The following is an 18,330-nucleotide window of genomic DNA, read 5'->3' as shown; positions in this document are numbered from 1 at the left end:
AATAGAGCTATGGGAGGATGCAGGGTATGAAGATTAATGGCGTGTTTGAAGGTGGAGGCGTCAAAGGAATTGCCTTGGCGGGTGGTGTGAGCGCAGCCATAGAACAAGGATATACCTTCCATAATGTCGCAGGTACAAGCTCTGGTGCGATTGTGGCTGCTTTGTTGGCAGCTGGCTACTCGGGGGAAGAAATGAGGGAGTTGATCCTTAGAGCGCCTTTCAAGTCGTTTATGCAACGTTCTCCTATTTTCAACACGAAGATCATAGGTCCCGCGGCACGCTTGTTGCTCAAAAAAGGGCTATATTCCGGCGAAGCCTTGGAACATTGGATCAATCAACAACTCGCGGCAAAAGGCGTTCGCACGTTTGCTGATCTGGGGCCAAACCAGCTCCGTATTATTGCCTCAGATATTACACAGGGCAAGCTATTGGTTCTGCCTAATGATATAGCGCAATACGGCATCGAGCCTGGCAAGCTTTCGGTTGCCAAAGCGGTGAGAATGAGCACGAGCATTCCATACTTCTTCGATCCAGTTAGAATCCGGCGGAATATAAAAAGCTCCGAGAAGGCTAAGCCATTCTCAGAGCAGTTTAATTATATCGTGGACGGTGGTTTGTTAAGCAACTTCCCGCTTTGGGTGTTCGACAATGAAATGCCGCGTGCTAAGCTCATTCCTGTTATTGGTTTCCAACTTGTTGGAAAAAGTGATACGCCAACTCATACGATCCGAGGACCTATTACGATGCTAGAAGCGCTCTTTAGCACAATGCTTAGTGCGCATGATGAACGCTACATTGAACAGAAGAATCGCTTCCGAACCGTGAAAATTCCTACGTTAGGTGTTGGGAATACACAATTCACCATCTCCAAGGAATTAAGCATGTCACTTTACGAGTCGGGCTTCTTGGCGGCCAAAGCGTATTTCAAAAGTTGGTCGGCCAGTACCTACGAAGAAAATTATGAGAAATATGTGATGCGACCTCCACATAAATCTTTGACTTAGTGGTATTTCGGGAAATCATCCTTATCGGAATCTTTCGTCCCGTTGATAACGCGGAATTTCGCGTTCTTCGTTTTACCTTTTCCAGCTCCACGAGGGATGGAAGGTTTCTTCCAACGGGAAGGTGGGAATTTATACAGTAGGAAAATCGCCCCAAGCACAAGGATAGGAATGAATAACACACGTAGACTAACGATCAAGCCTATTGCAATCAAAATGCCTATGGCAATTTCAATCGGAGAAAACTTTCTTCTCATGCCCGTCCCTCCATAATTCGTTTTTCCGCTTCTAGCATGCGGTTAAAAGATGCAATGGACACCTCGACTTGACTGTCTTCAGGTTCTTTGGTTGTCAGTAATTGAAGCCAAAGACCAGGATACCCTAAATAACGAAGAACAGGTACTTCACGAAGGGAATTTGTAAAACGTAATACCTCATAAGAAACCCCAATAACCAATGGTAACAAAATGAGACGCTGCACAATACGCTCGACCATGCCGTCGTAGTGAAGGAATGAGTAGATGACAACACCAATTAATACGGTAAATACGATAAAGCTGCTTCCACAACGGTAATGAAGGGTATTGAATTTTTGCACATTGCTAACCGTTAATTCCATACCTGCTTCATAAGCGCTGATCACTTTATGCTCTGCGCCATGATATTGAAACAATCTTCGAATCATAGGTGTAAGAGAGATGAAGTAAATATATCCCACCAGCAAAATGATCTTGATTACACCTTCTATAAGATTATGAAGAATCTGATTGCTAAATACATTTTGAAACAAAAACTGTTCAATAATAGCTGGAACTAAAGTAAAAATGAACTTCCCAAATAAAAATGAAAGGACACCGACAAAAGCAACGCCTAGAACCATGGATATGCCAGAGAACATGCCAGCTTTCTCTTCTTTCTTCGGCATGTCAGCTTCACCTTCTTGCTCGGCGAATGACTCGGCGGAGAAATTCAGATGCTGTGCACCTTTGGCACTGGACTCAATAATTCCTACAATTCCTCGTACAAAAGGAATTTTCTTAAGTGCTTGAACCCACGGAATCACTTTCTTTGGTACTTCCAAAAAATCAAGGGAACCGTCTTTTTTGCGCACAGCAGTTACATGCACATTTCTTCCTGCGAACATGACGCCCTCGATGACGGCTTGTCCTCCGTATATACTGTTTTGTTCTGCCACAAGATTCACCTTCTCATCTTTCTCGAATTCATTTTCTCACTTTCTTATTGTAACGGATTCAGGTGTTGAATGCTACCGATTGCGACAGAACATACTATGATTGCCAATGAATAGACAAGCCTTATCGGTAGAGAAAGGAAGATCACAGATGACAAGTGCGCATACCGCGAAGAGAAAACAGACGAATCGTTGGGTATTTGTGCTATATATCGGTTTTTTTGCAGGGTTAATATGGGGTGCCCTCAAAATCGTCGAGAATTACTTTAAGTTCACAACCATAGGCATTGGTTTTCTAGTTGAACCTTTTTTCAAGCACGATTTTTTTAATACTTGGATGGGATTATTCATGGGGTGGATCACGTTTGCTCTATTCTCGATATTCGCGGCTTTCATCTACATGGTCACCATGTGGAAATTGCGCAGTCCTTTTTGGGGGATAGGCTATGGTGCACTGTGGTGGGCGATCATTTATCTCATTGTAGGGCCAATTACGGGAATGATGTATTGGATTACGGAGTTGGAGCTAAATACAATCATCAGTGATGTTTGTTTATTCCTCGTATGGGGGATGTTTATTGGGTATTCGATTGCCATTGAATATACAAGCGCTAGAACGACAGAGGCTATACCCAACTCATGAAAGTTATGGTAAAATATCAAAGGTTAATTAGCAGAAAGCAGCTAGTTGCCTATGACGATTGTTTCGGGAGGATTTCGAATTGAAAAGGGTTCTAGTTTTGAATGGTCCGAATTTGAATATGCTTGGCATACGTGAACCTGGTGTATATGGAACCGTCACACTTTCTTCAATCATTGAAGGTTTGCAAGAGCTTGGAACCGAGCTTTCGCTCGAATTGGAGAGCTTCCAATCTAACCATGAAGGGGAGATTATTGACAAAATTCACGCTGCCTACGGTACAAAGGATGGCATTCTTATGAATCCTGGTGCCTTCACGCACTACAGCTATGCGATTCGTGATGCGCTGTCTACGGTTCAATTGCCAACGGTAGAGGTTCATATTTCGAATATTCATAAACGTGAAGAATTTCGTCATCATTCGGTCATTGCACCCGTCGTAATTGGTCAAATATGTGGATTTGGCGCAGATAGCTATGCGCTTGGTTTACGAGCATTACTACCCCATCTGTAAGCATTTGCTTACGTAGCTAGTTTTGCCATAGCAAAACTTTAAAAAGGAATGGTGATTTGGATGCAGGAGAAACGTATTGAACGTCTACGCGAGGCTATGCAGCAGCAGGAATTACCGGCACTACTCATCACGAACGCATATAACCGTACATATGTATCTGGTTTCACCGGTTCATCTGGCTATGTACTGATTACGTTAGACCGTGCCATCTTATTAACTGATTTCCGTTATATGACGCAAGCGCCGCAACAAGCTAAACTGTTTGAAGTGGTAGAACATAAAGCAAAGGCGATTGAGTCCGTAAGAGAACTCTTGCAACAGCAAGGGATCACGAAGCTTGGTTTCGAGCAAAGCGACGTCTCTTATGGCGATTTTTTAAACTACCAACAAGGTCTTCCTGGCATCGAAGTCGTGCCAACTTCACGTCTTGTTGAATTGATTCGTATGGTAAAAGATGAAGCAGAACTGCAAGTGATGCAGGAAGCGGCTGATTTGGCCGATCAAACTTTCTCACACATCCTTAACTTCATTAAGCCTGGTGTCAAAGAGTTAGATATTGCCCTAGAAATTGAAGTGTTTATTCGTAAAAACGGAGGCACCTCGACATCCTTCGAGACGATCGTCGCGTCTGGTGAGCGTTCAGCGTTACCTCACGGTAAAGCAAGTGATCGCATTCTCCAATTAAACGAATTTGTCAAATTGGATTTTGGAGCGTATTATAAAGGTTATTGCTCTGATATCACAAGAACGGTTATGCTAGGAAAGCCGACAGATAAACATAAAGAAATTTATGATATTGTGTTGGAAGCACAGTTGAATTGTCTGGCAAACCTCAAACCAGGCATTACGGGCAGAGAAGGCGATGCGTTCGCACGCGATGTCATCGTGAAGCGCGGCTATGGCGATTATTTCGGTCACGGGACCGGACATGGGCTGGGGATGGAAGTCCACGAATCTCCGCGTGTGTCGAAAACCGAAGATATGATTTTAACTCCTGGTATGGTTGTTACTGTTGAGCCTGGTATTTATCTCCCTGATTTTGGCGGAGTTCGAATTGAGGATGACGTAGTAATTACTGAGACCGGCATTAAAATACTTACACATTCTACCAAAGATTTTCTTATCATTGACTAGCGGAGGGATTTACAAGTGATATCAGTAAACGATTTTAAAACAGGTCTGACAATTGAAGTAGAACATGATATTTTTACAGTTCTAGATTTCCAACACGTGAAACCAGGTAAAGGGGCTGCATTCGTGCGCTCTAAGCTCAAAAACCTACGCAATGGTAACACCGTTGAGCGTACGTTCCGTGCAGGTGAGAACGTTGGACGTGCTCACATCGAAAACCGTGAAATGCAGTACTTATACGCGGCTGGCGACGAGTACACGTTCATGGATACGGAGACTTACGATCAGATTTCGCTTGCCCACGAGCAATTGAAATGGGAATTGAACTTCTTGAAAGAAAACATGAATATCAAAATCATGAGCTATCAAGGTGAAATTCTAGGGATTAACCTTCCGAAGAGCGTTGACTTGAAAGTTGTTGAAACTGATGCAAGCGTTAAAGGAAACACAGCACAAGGCGCATTGAAAAATGCGAAAGTGGAAACAGGTCTTAATGTAATGGTGCCACTTTTCATCAACGAAGGCGATGTTCTTTCCGTTGATACAGATGATGGCAAATACCTTTCACGCGCTAGCAACTAATTAGCAAAGCCTTTCGGACTCATCGGAGTCCGAAAGGCTTTTTTTCTTTTCTTACCACAGCCCGACAAATGTATGCTATAATATTGAATTGTTATGCACTAGTATGCGTTAGGAGTGGGTCAGCTTTGTCTCTTATAGTGATGAAATTTGGCGGTAGCTCTGTCGGTGATGCGGAGCGAATGAAACGAGTTGCAAAAAGAATCGTGGAGCGTAAACAAGCTGGACACAGCTGTGTTGTTGTCGTTTCTGCGATGGGTGATACAACGGATGATTTAATCGACTTGTCCAAGCAAATTTACGATGGAGCCCCACCGGCTCGTGAAATGGATATGTTGTTGACGACGGGCGAGCAAGTTTCCGTAGCGCTTTTATCGATGGCTATACATAATCTTGGTGAACAAGCGGTTTCGTACACCGGGTGGCAAAGTGGCATTTATACGGAGCCTGTACATGGGAAAGCAAGAATTACGGATATTCAGCCTCATCGTGTTCTGAACGCGATTGAGCAAGGGAATGTCGTCATCGTAGCTGGTTTCCAAGGGATGACTGAAGCGGGTGAAATTACAACATTAGGCCGCGGCGGGTCCGATACAACAGCAGTCGCGCTTGCTGCAGCGATCAAAGCCGATCTTTGTGAAATTTATACAGATGTTGATGGCATTTATTCAACAGATCCTCGAATTGTGAAAGTAGCTAGGAAGCTTGCTGAAATTTCCTATGATGAAATGTTGGAGCTCGCTAACCTTGGAGCTGCAGTTCTTCATCCTCGCGCAGTCGAGTATGCGAAAAATTACAACGTGACCCTCGTGGTGCGTTCAAGCTTTAATTACAATGAAGGCACCAATGTGAAGGAGGAAGCAGTGATGGAGCAAGGAATCGTAGTTCGTGGCATCGCATATGACAAAAATGTAGCAAGAATTAGTATTCTGGGTGTTCCTGAGAAACCAGGTCAACTTGCTAAAGTATTCTTAGCACTTGCTGAAGTGCAAATTGACGTGGACATTATCGTTCAAAGCGGTGTGATTAACGGATCTGCGGATTTCTCTTTCACAACGACATTGGCGGATCGTGAGAAAGCGCTAGATGTCATTGAACAAATTCGTGCTGAAGTTGGTTTCCGTGAAGTGACGTCCGAAGTTGATCTTGTTAAAGTTTCAATCGTTGGGGCTGGAATGGTTAGCTCACCAGGTGTTGCAGCTACGATGTTCAAAGTCATTTCTGATCTTGGCATTACGATCTCATTGGTAAGCACATCAGAGATTAAAATGTCTTGTGTCATTGACAATACGAACTTAACCGACGTAATCCGTGCTCTTCACACAGCATACGGCTTAGACACAGCGGAGCAAGCTTTCGTTGGTGGTCCAGAAGATCGCAGATAATTTGAAATCTTAATGAAGTTTGTCTGCTATGAAATAAGCAATCTTCAATAGAAATGCCGTTATTCCGGCAGCCATTAAGGGTCCTACCGGAATGCCGCGCATAAATAAGATGCCAAATATAGAACCAAGGACAAGACCCACAATTAATTGTGGGTCTACTTTTAGTAACTCCAAGCCTTTCCCATTCATATAGGTGGCAATCGCCCCTCCCACGAGGGCGATGATGCCAGGCCATGTAGTGAAGACAGAGAGAATATCTTTCATCGAAATACGGTCACTTGCAAATGGAATCAAAACACCGATCGTCAGGAACAGCAAGCCGAGCTCAAGACCTCTACGTTCCATGGTAGGGAAATAGCGATCGAGACCAATTAACTTAATGGCCAGTAAAAGACAAGCCGCAGTTGTAATGATCGGCGAACGGCCTATGAGTCCAATTATAATTAGAATAACTAAGAGCATATCACCATTCATATACATAACCCCTTGTCCTCATCATCGTCATTTAAGTTTATGAAAGGGGCTTGTATTTAGAACGCATGGTAAGGTGGACTATCGCCCAAAAAGAACCATCTGATCGTGTTCCAGAACGGGAACGCATTCCGCACTATTCGTCTTGGCACAAAGTTCGACATCCGCGAGGAAGCCGGACTTTTTCATTTTTTTACCGTTGCTGCAAGAGAGAATGGTCTCGAGCAAGTGATCCTTAGCTTCGAGATAGCAACCTCGCATTGCTAGACCGAAGTCATTCGTTATCATGTGCTGCTCGCCTATTAGAATTGCAATTTCATTCAGGATGAGGCCGGCACAGAGGCCGTCCTCCAAAGAGAAAACATCCTGCGTACCTGCACAGACGATCACTGTGTCCCGTTTAAGCTCGATAGCTGCCGCAGCAGAGGCTTTGCCGTTAATGATGGCTCCCGCAAGCACACGATCGGCTTTTATCGCTTTTTGAATCCCTCTTGTGCCATTGGTAGTCGTCAAGATGATGCGTTTGCCTTGAACGACTTCGCGTGTGTACTCAAGTGGTGAATTGCCAAAATCAAAGCCAGGAATTTTTTTGCAATAGCGCTCTCCACCAAGTAGATCGCCTTCTCTCGCCAATTCCTTCGCTTTTATAACCGTATCAACAGGGACTACACCCTTGCTGCCATTCATCAATGCGGTGATGATTGTGCTGGTTGCACGTAAAACATCAACGACAATGACGGTTTTATGGAGAAACTCGTCACTTCTTGCTTCGCCGATGTTGGCGATCACCTCGATATGCATGTGTTAATCCTTTCTGGCACCCAAGGACAACGTATCTGAACGCAGTCCTCTCCTCAAAGCTTCTAATGCAATAACTTCATCTGGGGAAATATTTCCCAAGTGAATATCGGGACCGAGGGAGTTAATCAGGTGCACTTGTTGGCTTTTTAGCGGTGCCTCCCATAAGAGCTTATCACCTGAAATGGAAGCAAGCACACTTTGCAGTTCCTCATCTTTGCATTTCCCCTCCCCATCAAAAATGCCAACACCCATGCCAGACTCACGCGCTTCAATCGTGACAAGGGAAGCACCTAATTCCGAATCGATTAAGACCGTTTCAATTAATTCTGCTAATTCTATGGAGGAGCCCCATCCTTTTTTTCCATACTCCGTAACGACTTCTAACCCTTCATCTAATCCTCTGCTAATTAACTTATTCCGTTGTCTACGATCCATTTGAATCGTGCCGTCAGATATTTCAACGCCATTAAAGCCGAGTGCAAGGATCATGTCAAAAAATGAATCTACTGCATGCTGGCTTACAGCCACTTCCAGAAAAGTACCTCCTGGATAAATGAGAATGTTATTCTCTTTGGCTAGGTTTATTTTGCTTCGCAGTACGGATTGTGGATAAAGCGGTGAAGTCCCGAATCCAAGTTTGATCATATCCACATGGCTGCTAGAGGTTTGGAGCAAATCCTGAAAGGCAATCATGCCAAGCCCCTTATCCATCACCATCGTTTTCCCCAACGTTCTTGGTTTCTGCTGCCTTGTTCCTGTAGGGTCGGCTAGAACGGGGTTCCATTTTAATTGAGAGGTCACTTCCATCGGTATTTCTCCTCACTGTCCTTCGAAGGATCAATTATGTGTACAGCATATGCATGAGCACAAATGGAGGTGCCCAGCATGCCTAAAATGAGACGAGCTCGCATAAGGTAGGGAAAAGCGTATGCTTCCGAAGCTAGTTTTGACGATGCACTATTCCGCTTCGCTTGCATGGGCTACAAAACTATTGGGAGGTGTATAGTTCATGAACAAGATTGTACTCACGATGGCTTCCTTGCGGGTGATGTCAGGAAGCATCGAAATTATTGCTGCTATTCTTATGATCAGATTGGCTACGATCGAGAAGGCGCTGTTAGTGAATTCAGCTCTAGCACTAGTAGGTCCTCTAGTACTACTAACTACGACAACAATTGGATTAGTAGGCGTAGCAGACAAACTATCATATGGGAAGATGTTATGGATCATAGCAGGGGTCAGTTGTTTGTTTATTGGGATTATTAAAAAGTAATCGGTCATATTTCTTTCTAGTAAGCATAGAAATGAATATAGAAGACTGGACAACTTGGAGGGCTGTCTCTCAATGCTAGCGAGTATTATACATTTGTTGCCGCAGAACATCCGATTCATGCTGAGCGAACTTCCTCCGAATGTACAAGCTAGTGTGGAGGAGATCAGGGTGAGAGAGTCACGTCCTCTGGAAATTAGTTGGGCGGACCGATATGCCTTCATTAGCGAGCGTGGTCAAATGATCACTCAGGAAGCTTTGGCTTACAAACCGACCAGGCAAGATTGTATGACACTACTTGAGATCTTAACGAATCATTCGTTGTACACGTTTGAGGAAGAACTGCGCAGAGGCTATATCACCGTTTCAGGAGGTCATCGAGTTGGACTTGCTGGTCGTACGATTCTCGATCAAGGTCAAGTGAAGCAAATACGCGATGTGAGTTCCTTTAACATTCGGATCGCGCGCGAAATTCAAGGTGTGGGTCAGGAGATTTTACCGTATTTGGTAGATCCAAGCTTGGGAAATATTCATCATACCCTGATCATCTCTCCGCCGCAGCAAGGGAAGACCACCTTAATTCGTGATTTGGCCAGACTGATTAGCCGAGGGGAGTGGGGAGCTAGGAATAGCTCACTAACAGGAAAAAAAGTAGGCATCGTAGATGAACGCTCCGAATTGGCTGCTTGTGTTAAAGGCGTACCGAGATTCGACTTAGGGCCTCGCACAGATGTGTTAGATGGTTGTCCGAAGGCTGAAGGGATGATGATGATGATTCGTTCCTTATCTCCTGAGGTGCTCATCGTGGATGAGATTGGAAGAGCCCAGGATGCGAATGCGATTCATGAAGCGGTTCACACGGGGATTCGTGTGCTAGCGACAGCACATGGAGCAAGCTATGAAGATGTCCATGGACGACCAGTACTTAGGGAGTTGATGGAGGCAGGTGTGTTTACGAAATACGTGATCCTACAGCGAAGAAAAGGTGCGTCAGCTTCCTTTCGGATCTTGGATCATCAAGGTAAGGCAATGGGAGATGGATGACGAACGCAAAGGACGATGGGTATGCTGAAATTCGTTGGAGGGGTACTGATCTTCGGAGCAGCGTCGATGTATGGGTTTCTGCAAGCTGCTCACTATGTAAGGCGACCCAAGCAAATTCGTATACTGATTGGCGCGCTTGGCCGAATGGAGACGGAAATTGCCTATGCGCTTACGCCGCTTCCTGAAGCTTTCGCTTCATTAAGCAAGCAAGTTGCTGATCCACTTTCGACTTTATTTCGATTAATGTCAGAACGTTTACTGGGAAGCAATGGGGAATCAACGAAGGATCTATGGCAAAAGACAGTCAAAGAAGTCTGGGCAAGAACCTCTATGCGGCAATCAGAGCAAGAAGTGATTCTTGGGCTAGGCCCTGTGCTAGGGCTCTCAGATCAAAGTGACCAAATCAAACACTTGCGTCTTGCGATGAGCCAACTTCAATCGGAAGAAACGGATGCCAGAGATGAGCAACAGCGCTACGAGAAAATGTGGAAAAGCTTAGGCGTCCTCATCGGAGCGTTAATCGTAATTTTAATGTATTAGTGGGGGATCATGTATCCGTGCTTGACAAGTTCCTTGAAGGCGGAGTGAGGTGCCAGGAATGAATGTAGATGTGAACGCCATTTTCCAAATCGCCGGCATCGGAATCATCATTGCGATGATCCATTCGGTGCTGAAACAGATGGGAAAAGAGGATATGGCACATTGGGTCACGGTCATAGGCTTCGTGGTCGTRCTTTTTATGGTCGTTAGTATGCTGGATAACTTGTTCAAAGAAATTAAAACTATATTCCTATTCCAATGAGGTGGTCTGATGGAAATCATCCAAATCGTAGGTTTAGGACTCATCGTTACGATCTTGACGCTTATCATCAAGGAACAGAAGCCGATGTTCGCCTTTCTATTAGCTGCTTTTACAGGCATAGTCATATTCTTGTTCTTAATAGGCAAAATTTCTTCGGTTATCCAAGTCCTTGAGGACTTAGCAGTGAAGTCGAACGTAAACCTCGTTTTCCTCAAAACGATTCTGAAAATTATTGGCGTTGCTTACATCGCCGAATTTGGCGCTCAAATCGTTAGAGATGCCGGTCAAGATTCCATAGCTTCCAAAATCGAGCTGTCGGGTAAGGTACTCATTATGGTTATGGCTATTCCAATCATAACAGTCATTATCGAAACCGTGGTTAAACTGCTCCCTGCTTAGAAGATTCGCCTAAGGAGTGACACGCATGCATCTACTTTATTCGCACCAGAAGCTGAACAACCGGTGGATCTTATTATTTATTATAACGATGGGTCTTTGGCTCGGCTTGTCGGGTTCCTTAACGGCCGAATCGCCTACAGATATCATCATCCAAGAACAAGCGAACCGCTTGAATACGGAGCCGGTCGAGCAATATTGGGATAAGCTGATGAAGGAATATGGCGGGTATTTCCCGGAGAGCAAACCTCCAACCTTCATGGAACTTCTCCTTGGGACCAAGGGCATTAGCATGAAGAGTATCTTTAAAGGACTTCTGAGCTATGTATTTCATGAGATTATCATCAATGGCAAGTTACTAGCTTCCATCGTTGTTTTGACCGTCTTTAGCATGATTCTGGAGACGCTGCAAAGCTCTTTTGAACGAAATACGGTTAGCAAGCTAGGTTACACAATCACGTATATGGTATTGATCATCATTGCCATCAATAGCTTCAGCGTTGCGATCGGGTACGCCAAGACAGCCATTTCGTCTATGATTCAATTCATGTTCGCCATCATGCCTTTGTTACTAACTTTATTAGCTTCTATGGGCAATGTTACTTCCGTGGCTATTCTTCATCCTCTGATCGTATTTATGATCCACTCGGTGGGAACAGCGATATATGTGTTTGTTTTCCCGCTCTTGTTTTTCTCGGCTGTGCTGCACATCGTTAGCTCACTCAGCGACAAGTTTAAGGTTACCCAGTTAGCAAATCTACTACGTACCGTCAGTTTAAGTATGCTGGGTGTGTTCGTAACGGTTTTCCTTGGTGTCATCTCTATTCAAGGGACAGCAGGTGCGGTTAGAGATGGTGTAGCGATTCGGACAGCGAAGTACATTACTGGGAATTTCGTGCCTGTTGTAGGACGGCTGTTCTCGGACGCAACGGAAACTGTGATAGGCGCCTCTCTCCTTGTCAAAAATGCAATAGGACTCGTTGGCGTTGTCATCCTCGTTCTCTTGTGCGCGTTTCCAGCGATCAAAATCTTGACGCTAGCTTTTATCTACAACTTATCAGCTGCATTGATGCAGCCTTTAGGAGATAGCCCGATCATTGCTTGTCTGCAAACGATTGGTAAAAGCTTAATTTACGTTTTTGCAGCGCTAGCGGCAGTAAGCTTAATGTTTTTTCTTGCCTTGACCATCATGATCACAATTAGCAATGTCTCCGTCATGATGAGGTGAAAGGAGCTAGGCGATGGATTGGTTAGCAGGATGGCTGAAAACCGTCATTATGGTCATTATGCTCGCGACGTTTGTTGATCTTCTACTCCCAAGCAATACGATGCAGCGGTATGTGAAGACGGTTTTGAGCCTATTCATTCTACTGACGCTACTCACCCCTGTGCTTCAGCTGTTCCAGAAGGACTGGGATATGGATCAGCTGCTCAGCCAAGCGGAGAAGGAGCAGAGTGAGAAAACGATGCTTGCGGGTGGTTTTGGCGGCAATCAAACACAAATGAAGTCATTGGCAGCCATCACGAAAGATGCCAATAAGATTCAAGATGCAGAACAGAAGAAAACACAACAATTAGTACAAACACAATTAGCAGGGCTAATTAAAGAGGATTTGCAGAAGCAAACGGAATGGCCGGTACAGGAGGTACAAGTTCATGTAGATGTAGACAATAATGGGAAACCCAGCATTACCAATGTGAAGGTGACCCTTGATGATATAGAAACGAAGAAACAAACGACGCCGAAGAGTAAAAGCATTGCTGCGATGGAGCCTGTCAAGCCTGTAGATCCCATCAAAATTGGGTCTACCGCGATTGCACAAGATCGTCAGACTTCTGCTCAAGGCGACTTGCAGTCAAACCTTAAAGCATTGCCTAGCGAGCAAGAAAAGGATCGACTCAAGCAAGATATTTCACGGAATTGGTTAGTGGATCCTGCCAAAATCGAGATCGAAACGATACAAAGCAAAGGATGGATGGCGAGGTGAATCGATGGGAACATTGCTGCAATGGATGGAGAACAAATTCGGCGGCGGACCAGGTGGACCTAAACGTAAGAATACGTTGCTTTGGGTCATCATGGTTGGGCTTTTAGGAGCCGCGCTAATGATCATCAACGCATTTATAAATGTCAAAGATCTGGATCCCATCAACACAGGCAGAGCGTCTCCAACAGCGGAAAGTAAAGAAACCTTTGCAGGAAGCGTGTCTAAGGAAAACGCAAGCTTTCATGATTATGAACAAGCTTATGGTGACCAACTGAAGGGCATCCTGCAACAAATTGTCGGTGTTGGCGAAGTGGAAGTGCTCGTTACTATTGAATCTACGGAGGAAATGACCGTAGACAAAAATTATAACGATAATCAGAACATGACGACAGAACGCGACAATGGTGGCGCAACACGCAACATATCCCAGGTAACGCGAAGCGGTGAAGTCGTTATTTATCAAGTATCAGGCGACCAGAAGCCGCTTGTGCTCAAATACATTAAACCCAAAATTAGAGGTGTCATTGTTGTTGCAAAAGGTGCAGAAAATCTCACGGTGAAGAAAATGATCTTGGAAGCCGTTGAGCGAGGAATGGATGTTCAAGCGAGTAAGATTTCGATATTACCGCGCAAAACAGGGAATTAATTCAGCAAATTATCTAACTATTCTAAGGAGGAATAAACAATGAATGCAAAAAGACAAACAATTTGGCTCGTATCGATGCTTAGCTTGATGGTAGTACTATCCGCGTATTATCTCTTTACAGAGGACGTCAATAAGCTGGATCTCGCATCGTCTGATGCCATCAAGCAATCGCAAGAAGTGAAAATTGATATGGCGCAAGTGGATCCAGTTACAGGCGCAAAAACGGATGTAAAAGCAACATCTGGAACAGGAACACAATCCGACACAAAAGCGACAACGCCGCAAACTTCTACAAAAACAGACGCTAAAGCGACGACGACACAAGATAGCTCCAAAACTACGACAAAAGATGCAACCAAACCAACAACGTCCAAAACAGATGATCAAGTGTTGAAACAGGTAGAGGAGCAAGCCAAAACGACTTCGGCAAACGACTATTTCACGAATGAACAAGTGAAACAAAACAACTACTTCAGCAAAGTTTCCACGGATCTGATGACAATCATTTTGGATACGAAGAAAACGCCTGAAGCGGTAGCAAAAGCAACTAATGATTTGTCTGCCTTGTCAGATCTGCAAGATAAAATTGAAAATCTTCAAGATCTTTTGATTCAAGATTTCCCGCAAGCCGTCATTAATCAAGATGGGAACAAGTGGAAAGTAACGGTTCAAGCAGATAAATTGGAAAAAAGCCAAGGTGTTTCCATCGTCGACATGGTTGTAAAAGAACTGGGAGCTATGCCAGAAAATATTAAGATCCAATACGTACGTCCGTAAGGATTCTAGTGAAGTTTTTGCTTCACAAATGGGTAGTGGAAAGGGTCCGGATAAACTGGACTCTTTCCATTTCGTGCGTTTATGGGTATAATACATACGTTGCGGCTATGAAAACGCATTTTTTAAGGGTTCACCAACGTCTAAAGGAGTGACTTGAATGTTTAAATTGAGTGAAATCAAAGAGTTAATTAAACTCGTCGATCAATCCTCTTTACAAGAACTTGAAATTGAAAATGAAGGTGCACGCCTTTCTATTCGTAAACCGAATAAAGTGGAGCCTTTGTATGTATCCGCTCCAGTGCAACACACATACGCACCGATTGGTCAACCAAACTACACAAATACAGCGCCAGCAGCTGCTCTTGAAGTGCCAGTAACTGCTAACGGACAAGCCAAGCAAGAGGATTCATCTTTACATAAGATCGTATCTCCGATGGTAGGGACATTCTATCAATCCGCTTCGCCAGGATCAGCGCCATTCGTAAGCGTTGGCTCTAAAGTAACGGACAAGAGTGTTGTTTGTATTGTGGAAGCTATGAAATTAATGAATGAAATAGAAGCCGAAGTAAAAGGCGAAATCGTTGAAATTCTCGTTGAGAACGGACAGTTAGTTGAGTACGGACAACCTTTATTTTTGGTTAGACCGGAATAGTTGCGTTTGCAAGCTTATGCTGACAGCGCAAGCTTTTCGCAGGAAGAGCTCTTAGGAGGGCAAATCATGAAATTTCATAAAATACTTATTGCGAACCGCGGAGAAATTGCAGTTCGTATTATCCGAGCATGTCGTGAACTAGGCATCTATACGGTAGCTGTGTACTCGGAAGCAGATMGAGAAGCATTACACGTTCGTTTGGCAGATGAGGCTTATTGCATCGGGCCAACAGCGTCCAAAGACAGCTATTTGAACTTCACTAACTTGATGAGTGTTGCAACGTTAACGGAATGCGATGCGATTCATCCTGGATATGGGTTCCTTGCTGAAAATKCAGACTTCGCAGAAATTTGCGAGAGCTGCAATATCACTTTCATTGGTCCTTCGCCAGACGCGATCTCCCGAATGGGAGATAAAGCGGTTGCCAAACAAACGATGAAGGAAGCAAGAGTTCCAATTATCCCAGGTTCTGATGGGTTGGTTGAGGATATTGATGATGCTGTGATTATTGCACGTGATATCGGGTATCCGATTATTATTAAAGCAACAGCAGGCGGCGGCGGTAAAGGAATCCGTATTGCAGAGAACGAGGAAACACTTGTTCAACAAATTACGGCAGCTCAACAAGAAGCTCAGAATGCCTTCGGTAATGCAGGGATCTACTTGGAAAAGTATTTAACGGGTATGAAGCATGTTGAGATTCAAATCCTAGCTGATAAACACGGCAATGTCGTTCACCTAGGCGAACGTGATTGCTCTGTACAGCGTCGTAGACAAAAGCTTGTCGAAGAAGCACCTTGTCCTATCCTTACAGAGGAAACGCGTAAAGCTATGGGGCAGGCAGCAGTGCGTGCAGCGAAAGCCGTGAATTATTCCGGAGCGGGAACCTTGGAATTCTTGTTAGGTCCAGATGGTAATTTTTACTTTATGGAAATGAATACACGGATCCAAGTTGAACACCCTGTTACCGAAATGATTACGGGGATCGATATTATTCAAGAAATGATTCGCGTTGCTGAGGGGAATCCGTTGTCATTCAGACAAGAGGACGTTCGCATTAACGGATGGGCCATCGAATGCCGTGTCAATGCAGAAGATCCGAATCGGAACTTCATGCCGTCTCCAGGGCAAGTGAAATTTTATTTGCCTCCAGGTGGATTCGGTGTTCGTGTGGATAGTGCCGTGTATCCTGGGTATACGATACCGCCACACTATGATTCCATGATCGCGAAGCTTATCGTCTGGGGAAGTACGCGTGAAGAAGCTATTAACCGTATGAAAAGAGCTCTCAATGAGTTCGCGGTGGACGGCGTAAACACGACGATTCCGTTTCATTTGAAACTGCTTGAGCACAAGAAATTTATCAGTGGCGATCACGATATTAAATTCTTAGAAGAGCACGACGTGAATGATCCAGAATCGTAGACAATCATTTGTCATATTTTTACCGAAATGTTATACTAATAAATTAAGATGGCTTATCCCATTTATATTTTAAGCTTATGATGCAAGATTCTTACAATCACAAGTTTAAGCTTTTCAAGCCAGTTTTACTGGCGCAAAACAAAGACTATGCTTACGAAGTGAATTTTGCTTCACAAAATTTTTAGGAGGTGCCACAATGAGCACAATCGCTCCGGATTACGTCAAGACAGACATGGGCAGCATCCAGATTGCCCCCGAGGTTATCGAAATCATTGCCGGATTGGCAACGGTGGAAGTGCAAGGAGTAGCGGGGATGAGTGGCGGATTAGCTGGCGGCATTGCTGAATTACTTGGACGCAAGAATTTGTCCAAAGGCGTAAAGGTAGAGGTCGGACAACGTGAAGCTGCCATTGACGTCTCCATCATTATCGAGTATGGAAATCGTATCCCAGAAGTTGCAAATGATATTCAGAACAATGTGAAGATGGCTATTGAATCAATGACAGGTTTGAATGTTGTTGAGGTCAACGTACACATTCATGATGTTCACTTTAAACAGGCAGAAAAACCGATTGACGAAGAACCAGCGGCTGCCAATCGTGTGAAGTAGGCGGTAAAGCTGAGCCATATGGATCAATTGAAACCCCCTACAGGTTGCAGGGGGTTTCCTCTAACTTAGGAAGGGGACAAGCGTAGTGGGTAAAATTGTGGACAGGCTCTTGCTACTTTTCTATAGCCTGATTATTTTCGTCGCATCGATCTTTGTATTGTTCACAGCATCTAGCTGGATCCCACTCGATCAAGCAAGTACAACGCTTAGCCATTTCTACTACGAGAAGAGCTACGCTTATCCAGGCATTATCATTAGCTTGATTATGCTGCTGATTTCCGTACGATTCCTAATCGTAACGCTTCGTCGCGGACGTTCCCAGGCACCATCGATTGATCAGCGCACCGATTTTGGGGATATTCGAATTTCCATCGAGACGGTTGAGAATCTTTCACTGAAAGCAGCGGGTCGCACGAAAGGTGCCAAGGACTTGCGTGCACGAGTTAGAGTGAATCAATCCGGGTTAGAAATAACGATTAGAACCATTGTAGATGGGGAAAGCTCGATTCCGGAATTGACTGAAGACATGCAAGGTACAGTGAAAAGTTACATAGAAGATATTACCGGTATTCCTGTAGCTTCCGTAACCGTATTCGTTGCGAATATCGTGCAATCTGCCCCAACGTTTAAAAGCCGGGTCGAATAGAGGTGAATCCACATATGTGGAATGAACTGTGGAAATTCCATAGGGGCAAAGTAATCGGAGTGACAGCGGGTATATTTTTCGGTTTTATTTATTTATTTTTTGGTTTTTGGGATATGTTGATCTTTGCATTTATCGTTCTTGTTGGTTTTTATGTTGGAAATAAGCTGGATCGCAAAGAAAGTTTCGTCATGCTGGAAGACATTTGGCGCTATCTCACACAAAAATGGAGAATGTTTCGCTAAAATCCCTGGTTCAACCATGGATTTTTTTGTTTGGATTGGATCCAATTTGACGTATACTAGGAGAAAGAGTTTTTAGGAGAAGGTCGCTTTGCAGGAGTAAAGCACTTAGGAGGAACAG

The 18,330-nt window shown here is 44.3% G+C and carries 25 protein-coding genes; 20 read left to right on the top strand and 5 right to left on the bottom strand.

Annotated features, from left to right (window positions below):
• Window positions 1–26 precede the first annotated feature (26 nt).
• Window positions 27–1,004, top strand: a complete 978-nt coding sequence (locus AB4114_RS01990) for a patatin-like phospholipase family protein (protein WP_441986868.1) — start codon at window positions 27–29, stop codon at window positions 1,002–1,004.
• Here the strand turns inward: AB4114_RS01990 and AB4114_RS01985 are convergent.
• Both AB4114_RS01985 and AB4114_RS01980 read right to left on the bottom strand, forming a co-directional pair.
• The gene (locus AB4114_RS01985; protein WP_441986867.1) at window positions 1,001–1,258 is read right to left on the bottom strand and encodes a hypothetical protein; all 258 of its coding nucleotides are present in this window, start codon (window positions 1,256–1,258) and stop codon (window positions 1,001–1,003) included. The two genes, AB4114_RS01990 and AB4114_RS01985, sit on opposite strands and share 4 nt — an antisense overlap.
• Window positions 1,255–2,145: a DUF1385 domain-containing protein gene (locus AB4114_RS01980; RefSeq protein ID WP_056616997.1), complete on the bottom strand. Its 891-nt coding sequence runs from the start codon at window positions 2,143–2,145 to the stop codon at window positions 1,255–1,257. Before AB4114_RS01980 ends, AB4114_RS01985 begins: the two co-directional genes overlap by 4 nt.
• Before the next feature lie 199 nt (window positions 2,146–2,344).
• Between AB4114_RS01980 and AB4114_RS01975 the strand changes: the two genes are divergently transcribed.
• The 5 genes from AB4114_RS01975 (at window position 2,345) to AB4114_RS01955 (ending at window position 6,442) form a co-directional block, all read left to right on the top strand.
• Window positions 2,345–2,836: a YqhR family membrane protein gene (locus AB4114_RS01975; RefSeq protein WP_441986866.1), complete on the top strand. Its 492-nt coding sequence runs from the start codon at window positions 2,345–2,347 to the stop codon at window positions 2,834–2,836.
• 79 nt (window positions 2,837–2,915) lie between these two features.
• Window positions 2,916–3,347 (top strand): type II 3-dehydroquinate dehydratase, encoded by a 432-nt coding sequence (gene aroQ / locus AB4114_RS01970; protein ID WP_171630163.1) that lies wholly within the window; start codon window positions 2,916–2,918, stop codon window positions 3,345–3,347.
• A gap of 60 nt (window positions 3,348–3,407) precedes the next feature.
• The gene (locus AB4114_RS01965; protein WP_441986865.1) at window positions 3,408–4,481 is read left to right on the top strand and encodes a M24 family metallopeptidase; all 1,074 of its coding nucleotides are present in this window, start codon (window positions 3,408–3,410) and stop codon (window positions 4,479–4,481) included.
• Window positions 4,482–4,496: 15 nt separating this feature from the next.
• Complete coding sequence (gene efp, locus AB4114_RS01960; RefSeq protein ID WP_171630165.1) at window positions 4,497–5,060, top strand: elongation factor P; 564 nt, start codon at window positions 4,497–4,499, stop codon at window positions 5,058–5,060.
• Window positions 5,061–5,185: 125 nt separating this feature from the next.
• Complete coding sequence (locus AB4114_RS01955) at window positions 5,186–6,442, top strand: aspartate kinase (RefSeq protein WP_056614731.1); 1,257 nt, start codon at window positions 5,186–5,188, stop codon at window positions 6,440–6,442.
• A 9-nt stretch (window positions 6,443–6,451) separates the two neighbouring features.
• Here AB4114_RS01955 and AB4114_RS01950 read toward each other — a convergent pair whose 3' ends face one another.
• From AB4114_RS01950 to AB4114_RS01940, 3 genes are all read right to left on the bottom strand, one after another.
• Window positions 6,452–6,916: a DUF441 domain-containing protein gene (locus tag AB4114_RS01950; protein ID WP_056616992.1), complete on the bottom strand. Its 465-nt coding sequence runs from the start codon at window positions 6,914–6,916 to the stop codon at window positions 6,452–6,454.
• A gap of 78 nt (window positions 6,917–6,994) precedes the next feature.
• Complete coding sequence (locus tag AB4114_RS01945) at window positions 6,995–7,714, bottom strand: 2-phosphosulfolactate phosphatase (protein WP_441986864.1); 720 nt, start codon at window positions 7,712–7,714, stop codon at window positions 6,995–6,997.
• Between the two features lie 3 nt (window positions 7,715–7,717).
• Complete coding sequence (locus AB4114_RS01940) at window positions 7,718–8,521, bottom strand: phosphosulfolactate synthase (protein ID WP_441986863.1); 804 nt, start codon at window positions 8,519–8,521, stop codon at window positions 7,718–7,720.
• Window positions 8,522–8,723: 202 nt separating this feature from the next.
• Here AB4114_RS01940 and AB4114_RS01935 point away from each other — a divergent pair, with 202 nt between their 5' ends.
• The 14 genes from AB4114_RS01935 to AB4114_RS01870 all read left to right on the top strand — a co-directional run bounded on the left by AB4114_RS01935 (window position 8,724) and on the right by AB4114_RS01870 (window position 18,212).
• A complete protein-coding gene (locus AB4114_RS01935) occupies window positions 8,724–8,987 on the top strand; it encodes a YqhV family protein (RefSeq protein ID WP_171630169.1) in 264 nt (87 codons plus the stop codon).
• Between the two features lie 72 nt (window positions 8,988–9,059).
• Window positions 9,060–10,028, top strand: coding sequence for a stage III sporulation protein AA (gene spoIIIAA / locus AB4114_RS01930; RefSeq protein ID WP_441986862.1), 969 nt, complete (start codon window positions 9,060–9,062; stop codon window positions 10,026–10,028).
• Between the two features lie 21 nt (window positions 10,029–10,049).
• The gene (spoIIIAB, locus tag AB4114_RS01925; protein WP_441986861.1) at window positions 10,050–10,568 is read left to right on the top strand and encodes a stage III sporulation protein SpoIIIAB; all 519 of its coding nucleotides are present in this window, start codon (window positions 10,050–10,052) and stop codon (window positions 10,566–10,568) included.
• 58 nt (window positions 10,569–10,626) lie between these two features.
• Complete coding sequence (gene spoIIIAC, locus AB4114_RS01920; protein ID WP_056614718.1) at window positions 10,627–10,830, top strand: stage III sporulation protein AC; 204 nt, start codon at window positions 10,627–10,629, stop codon at window positions 10,828–10,830.
• Between the two features lie 9 nt (window positions 10,831–10,839).
• Window positions 10,840–11,229 carry a stage III sporulation protein AD gene (gene spoIIIAD, locus AB4114_RS01915; protein WP_056614713.1) on the top strand — a complete coding sequence of 130 codons (390 nt, stop codon included), beginning with the start codon at window positions 10,840–10,842 and terminating at the stop codon, window positions 11,227–11,229.
• Window positions 11,230–11,254: 25 nt separating this feature from the next.
• Window positions 11,255–12,454: a stage III sporulation protein AE gene (gene spoIIIAE / locus AB4114_RS01910; protein WP_056614710.1), complete on the top strand. Its 1,200-nt coding sequence runs from the start codon at window positions 11,255–11,257 to the stop codon at window positions 12,452–12,454.
• Between the two features lie 13 nt (window positions 12,455–12,467).
• Window positions 12,468–13,214 carry a stage III sporulation protein AF gene (spoIIIAF, locus tag AB4114_RS01905; RefSeq protein ID WP_441986860.1) on the top strand — a complete coding sequence of 249 codons (747 nt, stop codon included), beginning with the start codon at window positions 12,468–12,470 and terminating at the stop codon, window positions 13,212–13,214.
• 4 nt (window positions 13,215–13,218) lie between these two features.
• Window positions 13,219–13,860 carry a stage III sporulation protein AG gene (gene spoIIIAG, locus AB4114_RS01900; protein ID WP_441986859.1) on the top strand — a complete coding sequence of 214 codons (642 nt, stop codon included), beginning with the start codon at window positions 13,219–13,221 and terminating at the stop codon, window positions 13,858–13,860.
• Between the two features lie 39 nt (window positions 13,861–13,899).
• Window positions 13,900–14,637 (top strand): SpoIIIAH-like family protein, encoded by a 738-nt coding sequence (locus AB4114_RS01895; protein WP_441986858.1) that lies wholly within the window; start codon window positions 13,900–13,902, stop codon window positions 14,635–14,637.
• Window positions 14,638–14,794: 157 nt separating this feature from the next.
• On the top strand, window positions 14,795–15,289 hold the full coding sequence (gene accB / locus AB4114_RS01890; RefSeq protein ID WP_441986857.1) for an acetyl-CoA carboxylase biotin carboxyl carrier protein: 495 nt from the start codon (window positions 14,795–14,797) through the stop codon (window positions 15,287–15,289).
• A 66-nt stretch (window positions 15,290–15,355) separates the two neighbouring features.
• Entirely contained in the window at window positions 15,356–16,714 is a 1,359-nt protein-coding gene (gene accC, locus AB4114_RS01885; RefSeq protein ID WP_441986856.1) for an acetyl-CoA carboxylase biotin carboxylase subunit, read from the top strand.
• A 196-nt stretch (window positions 16,715–16,910) separates the two neighbouring features.
• Window positions 16,911–17,324 (top strand): Asp23/Gls24 family envelope stress response protein, encoded by a 414-nt coding sequence (locus tag AB4114_RS01880; protein WP_171630178.1) that lies wholly within the window; start codon window positions 16,911–16,913, stop codon window positions 17,322–17,324.
• Between the two features lie 85 nt (window positions 17,325–17,409).
• On the top strand, window positions 17,410–17,970 hold the full coding sequence (gene amaP, locus AB4114_RS01875) for an alkaline shock response membrane anchor protein AmaP (protein WP_171630179.1): 561 nt from the start codon (window positions 17,410–17,412) through the stop codon (window positions 17,968–17,970).
• Window positions 17,971–17,984: 14 nt separating this feature from the next.
• Entirely contained in the window at window positions 17,985–18,212 is a 228-nt protein-coding gene (locus AB4114_RS01870; protein WP_441986855.1) for a DUF2273 domain-containing protein, read from the top strand.
• The last annotated feature ends 118 nt before the right edge of the window (window positions 18,213–18,330 follow it).

Source organism: Paenibacillus sp. 2RAB27 (assembly GCF_052115445.1).
Lineage (GTDB): Bacteria > Bacillota > Bacilli > Paenibacillales > NBRC-103111 > Paenibacillus_E.
This window is presented reverse-complemented; position numbering and strand designations above follow the sequence as displayed.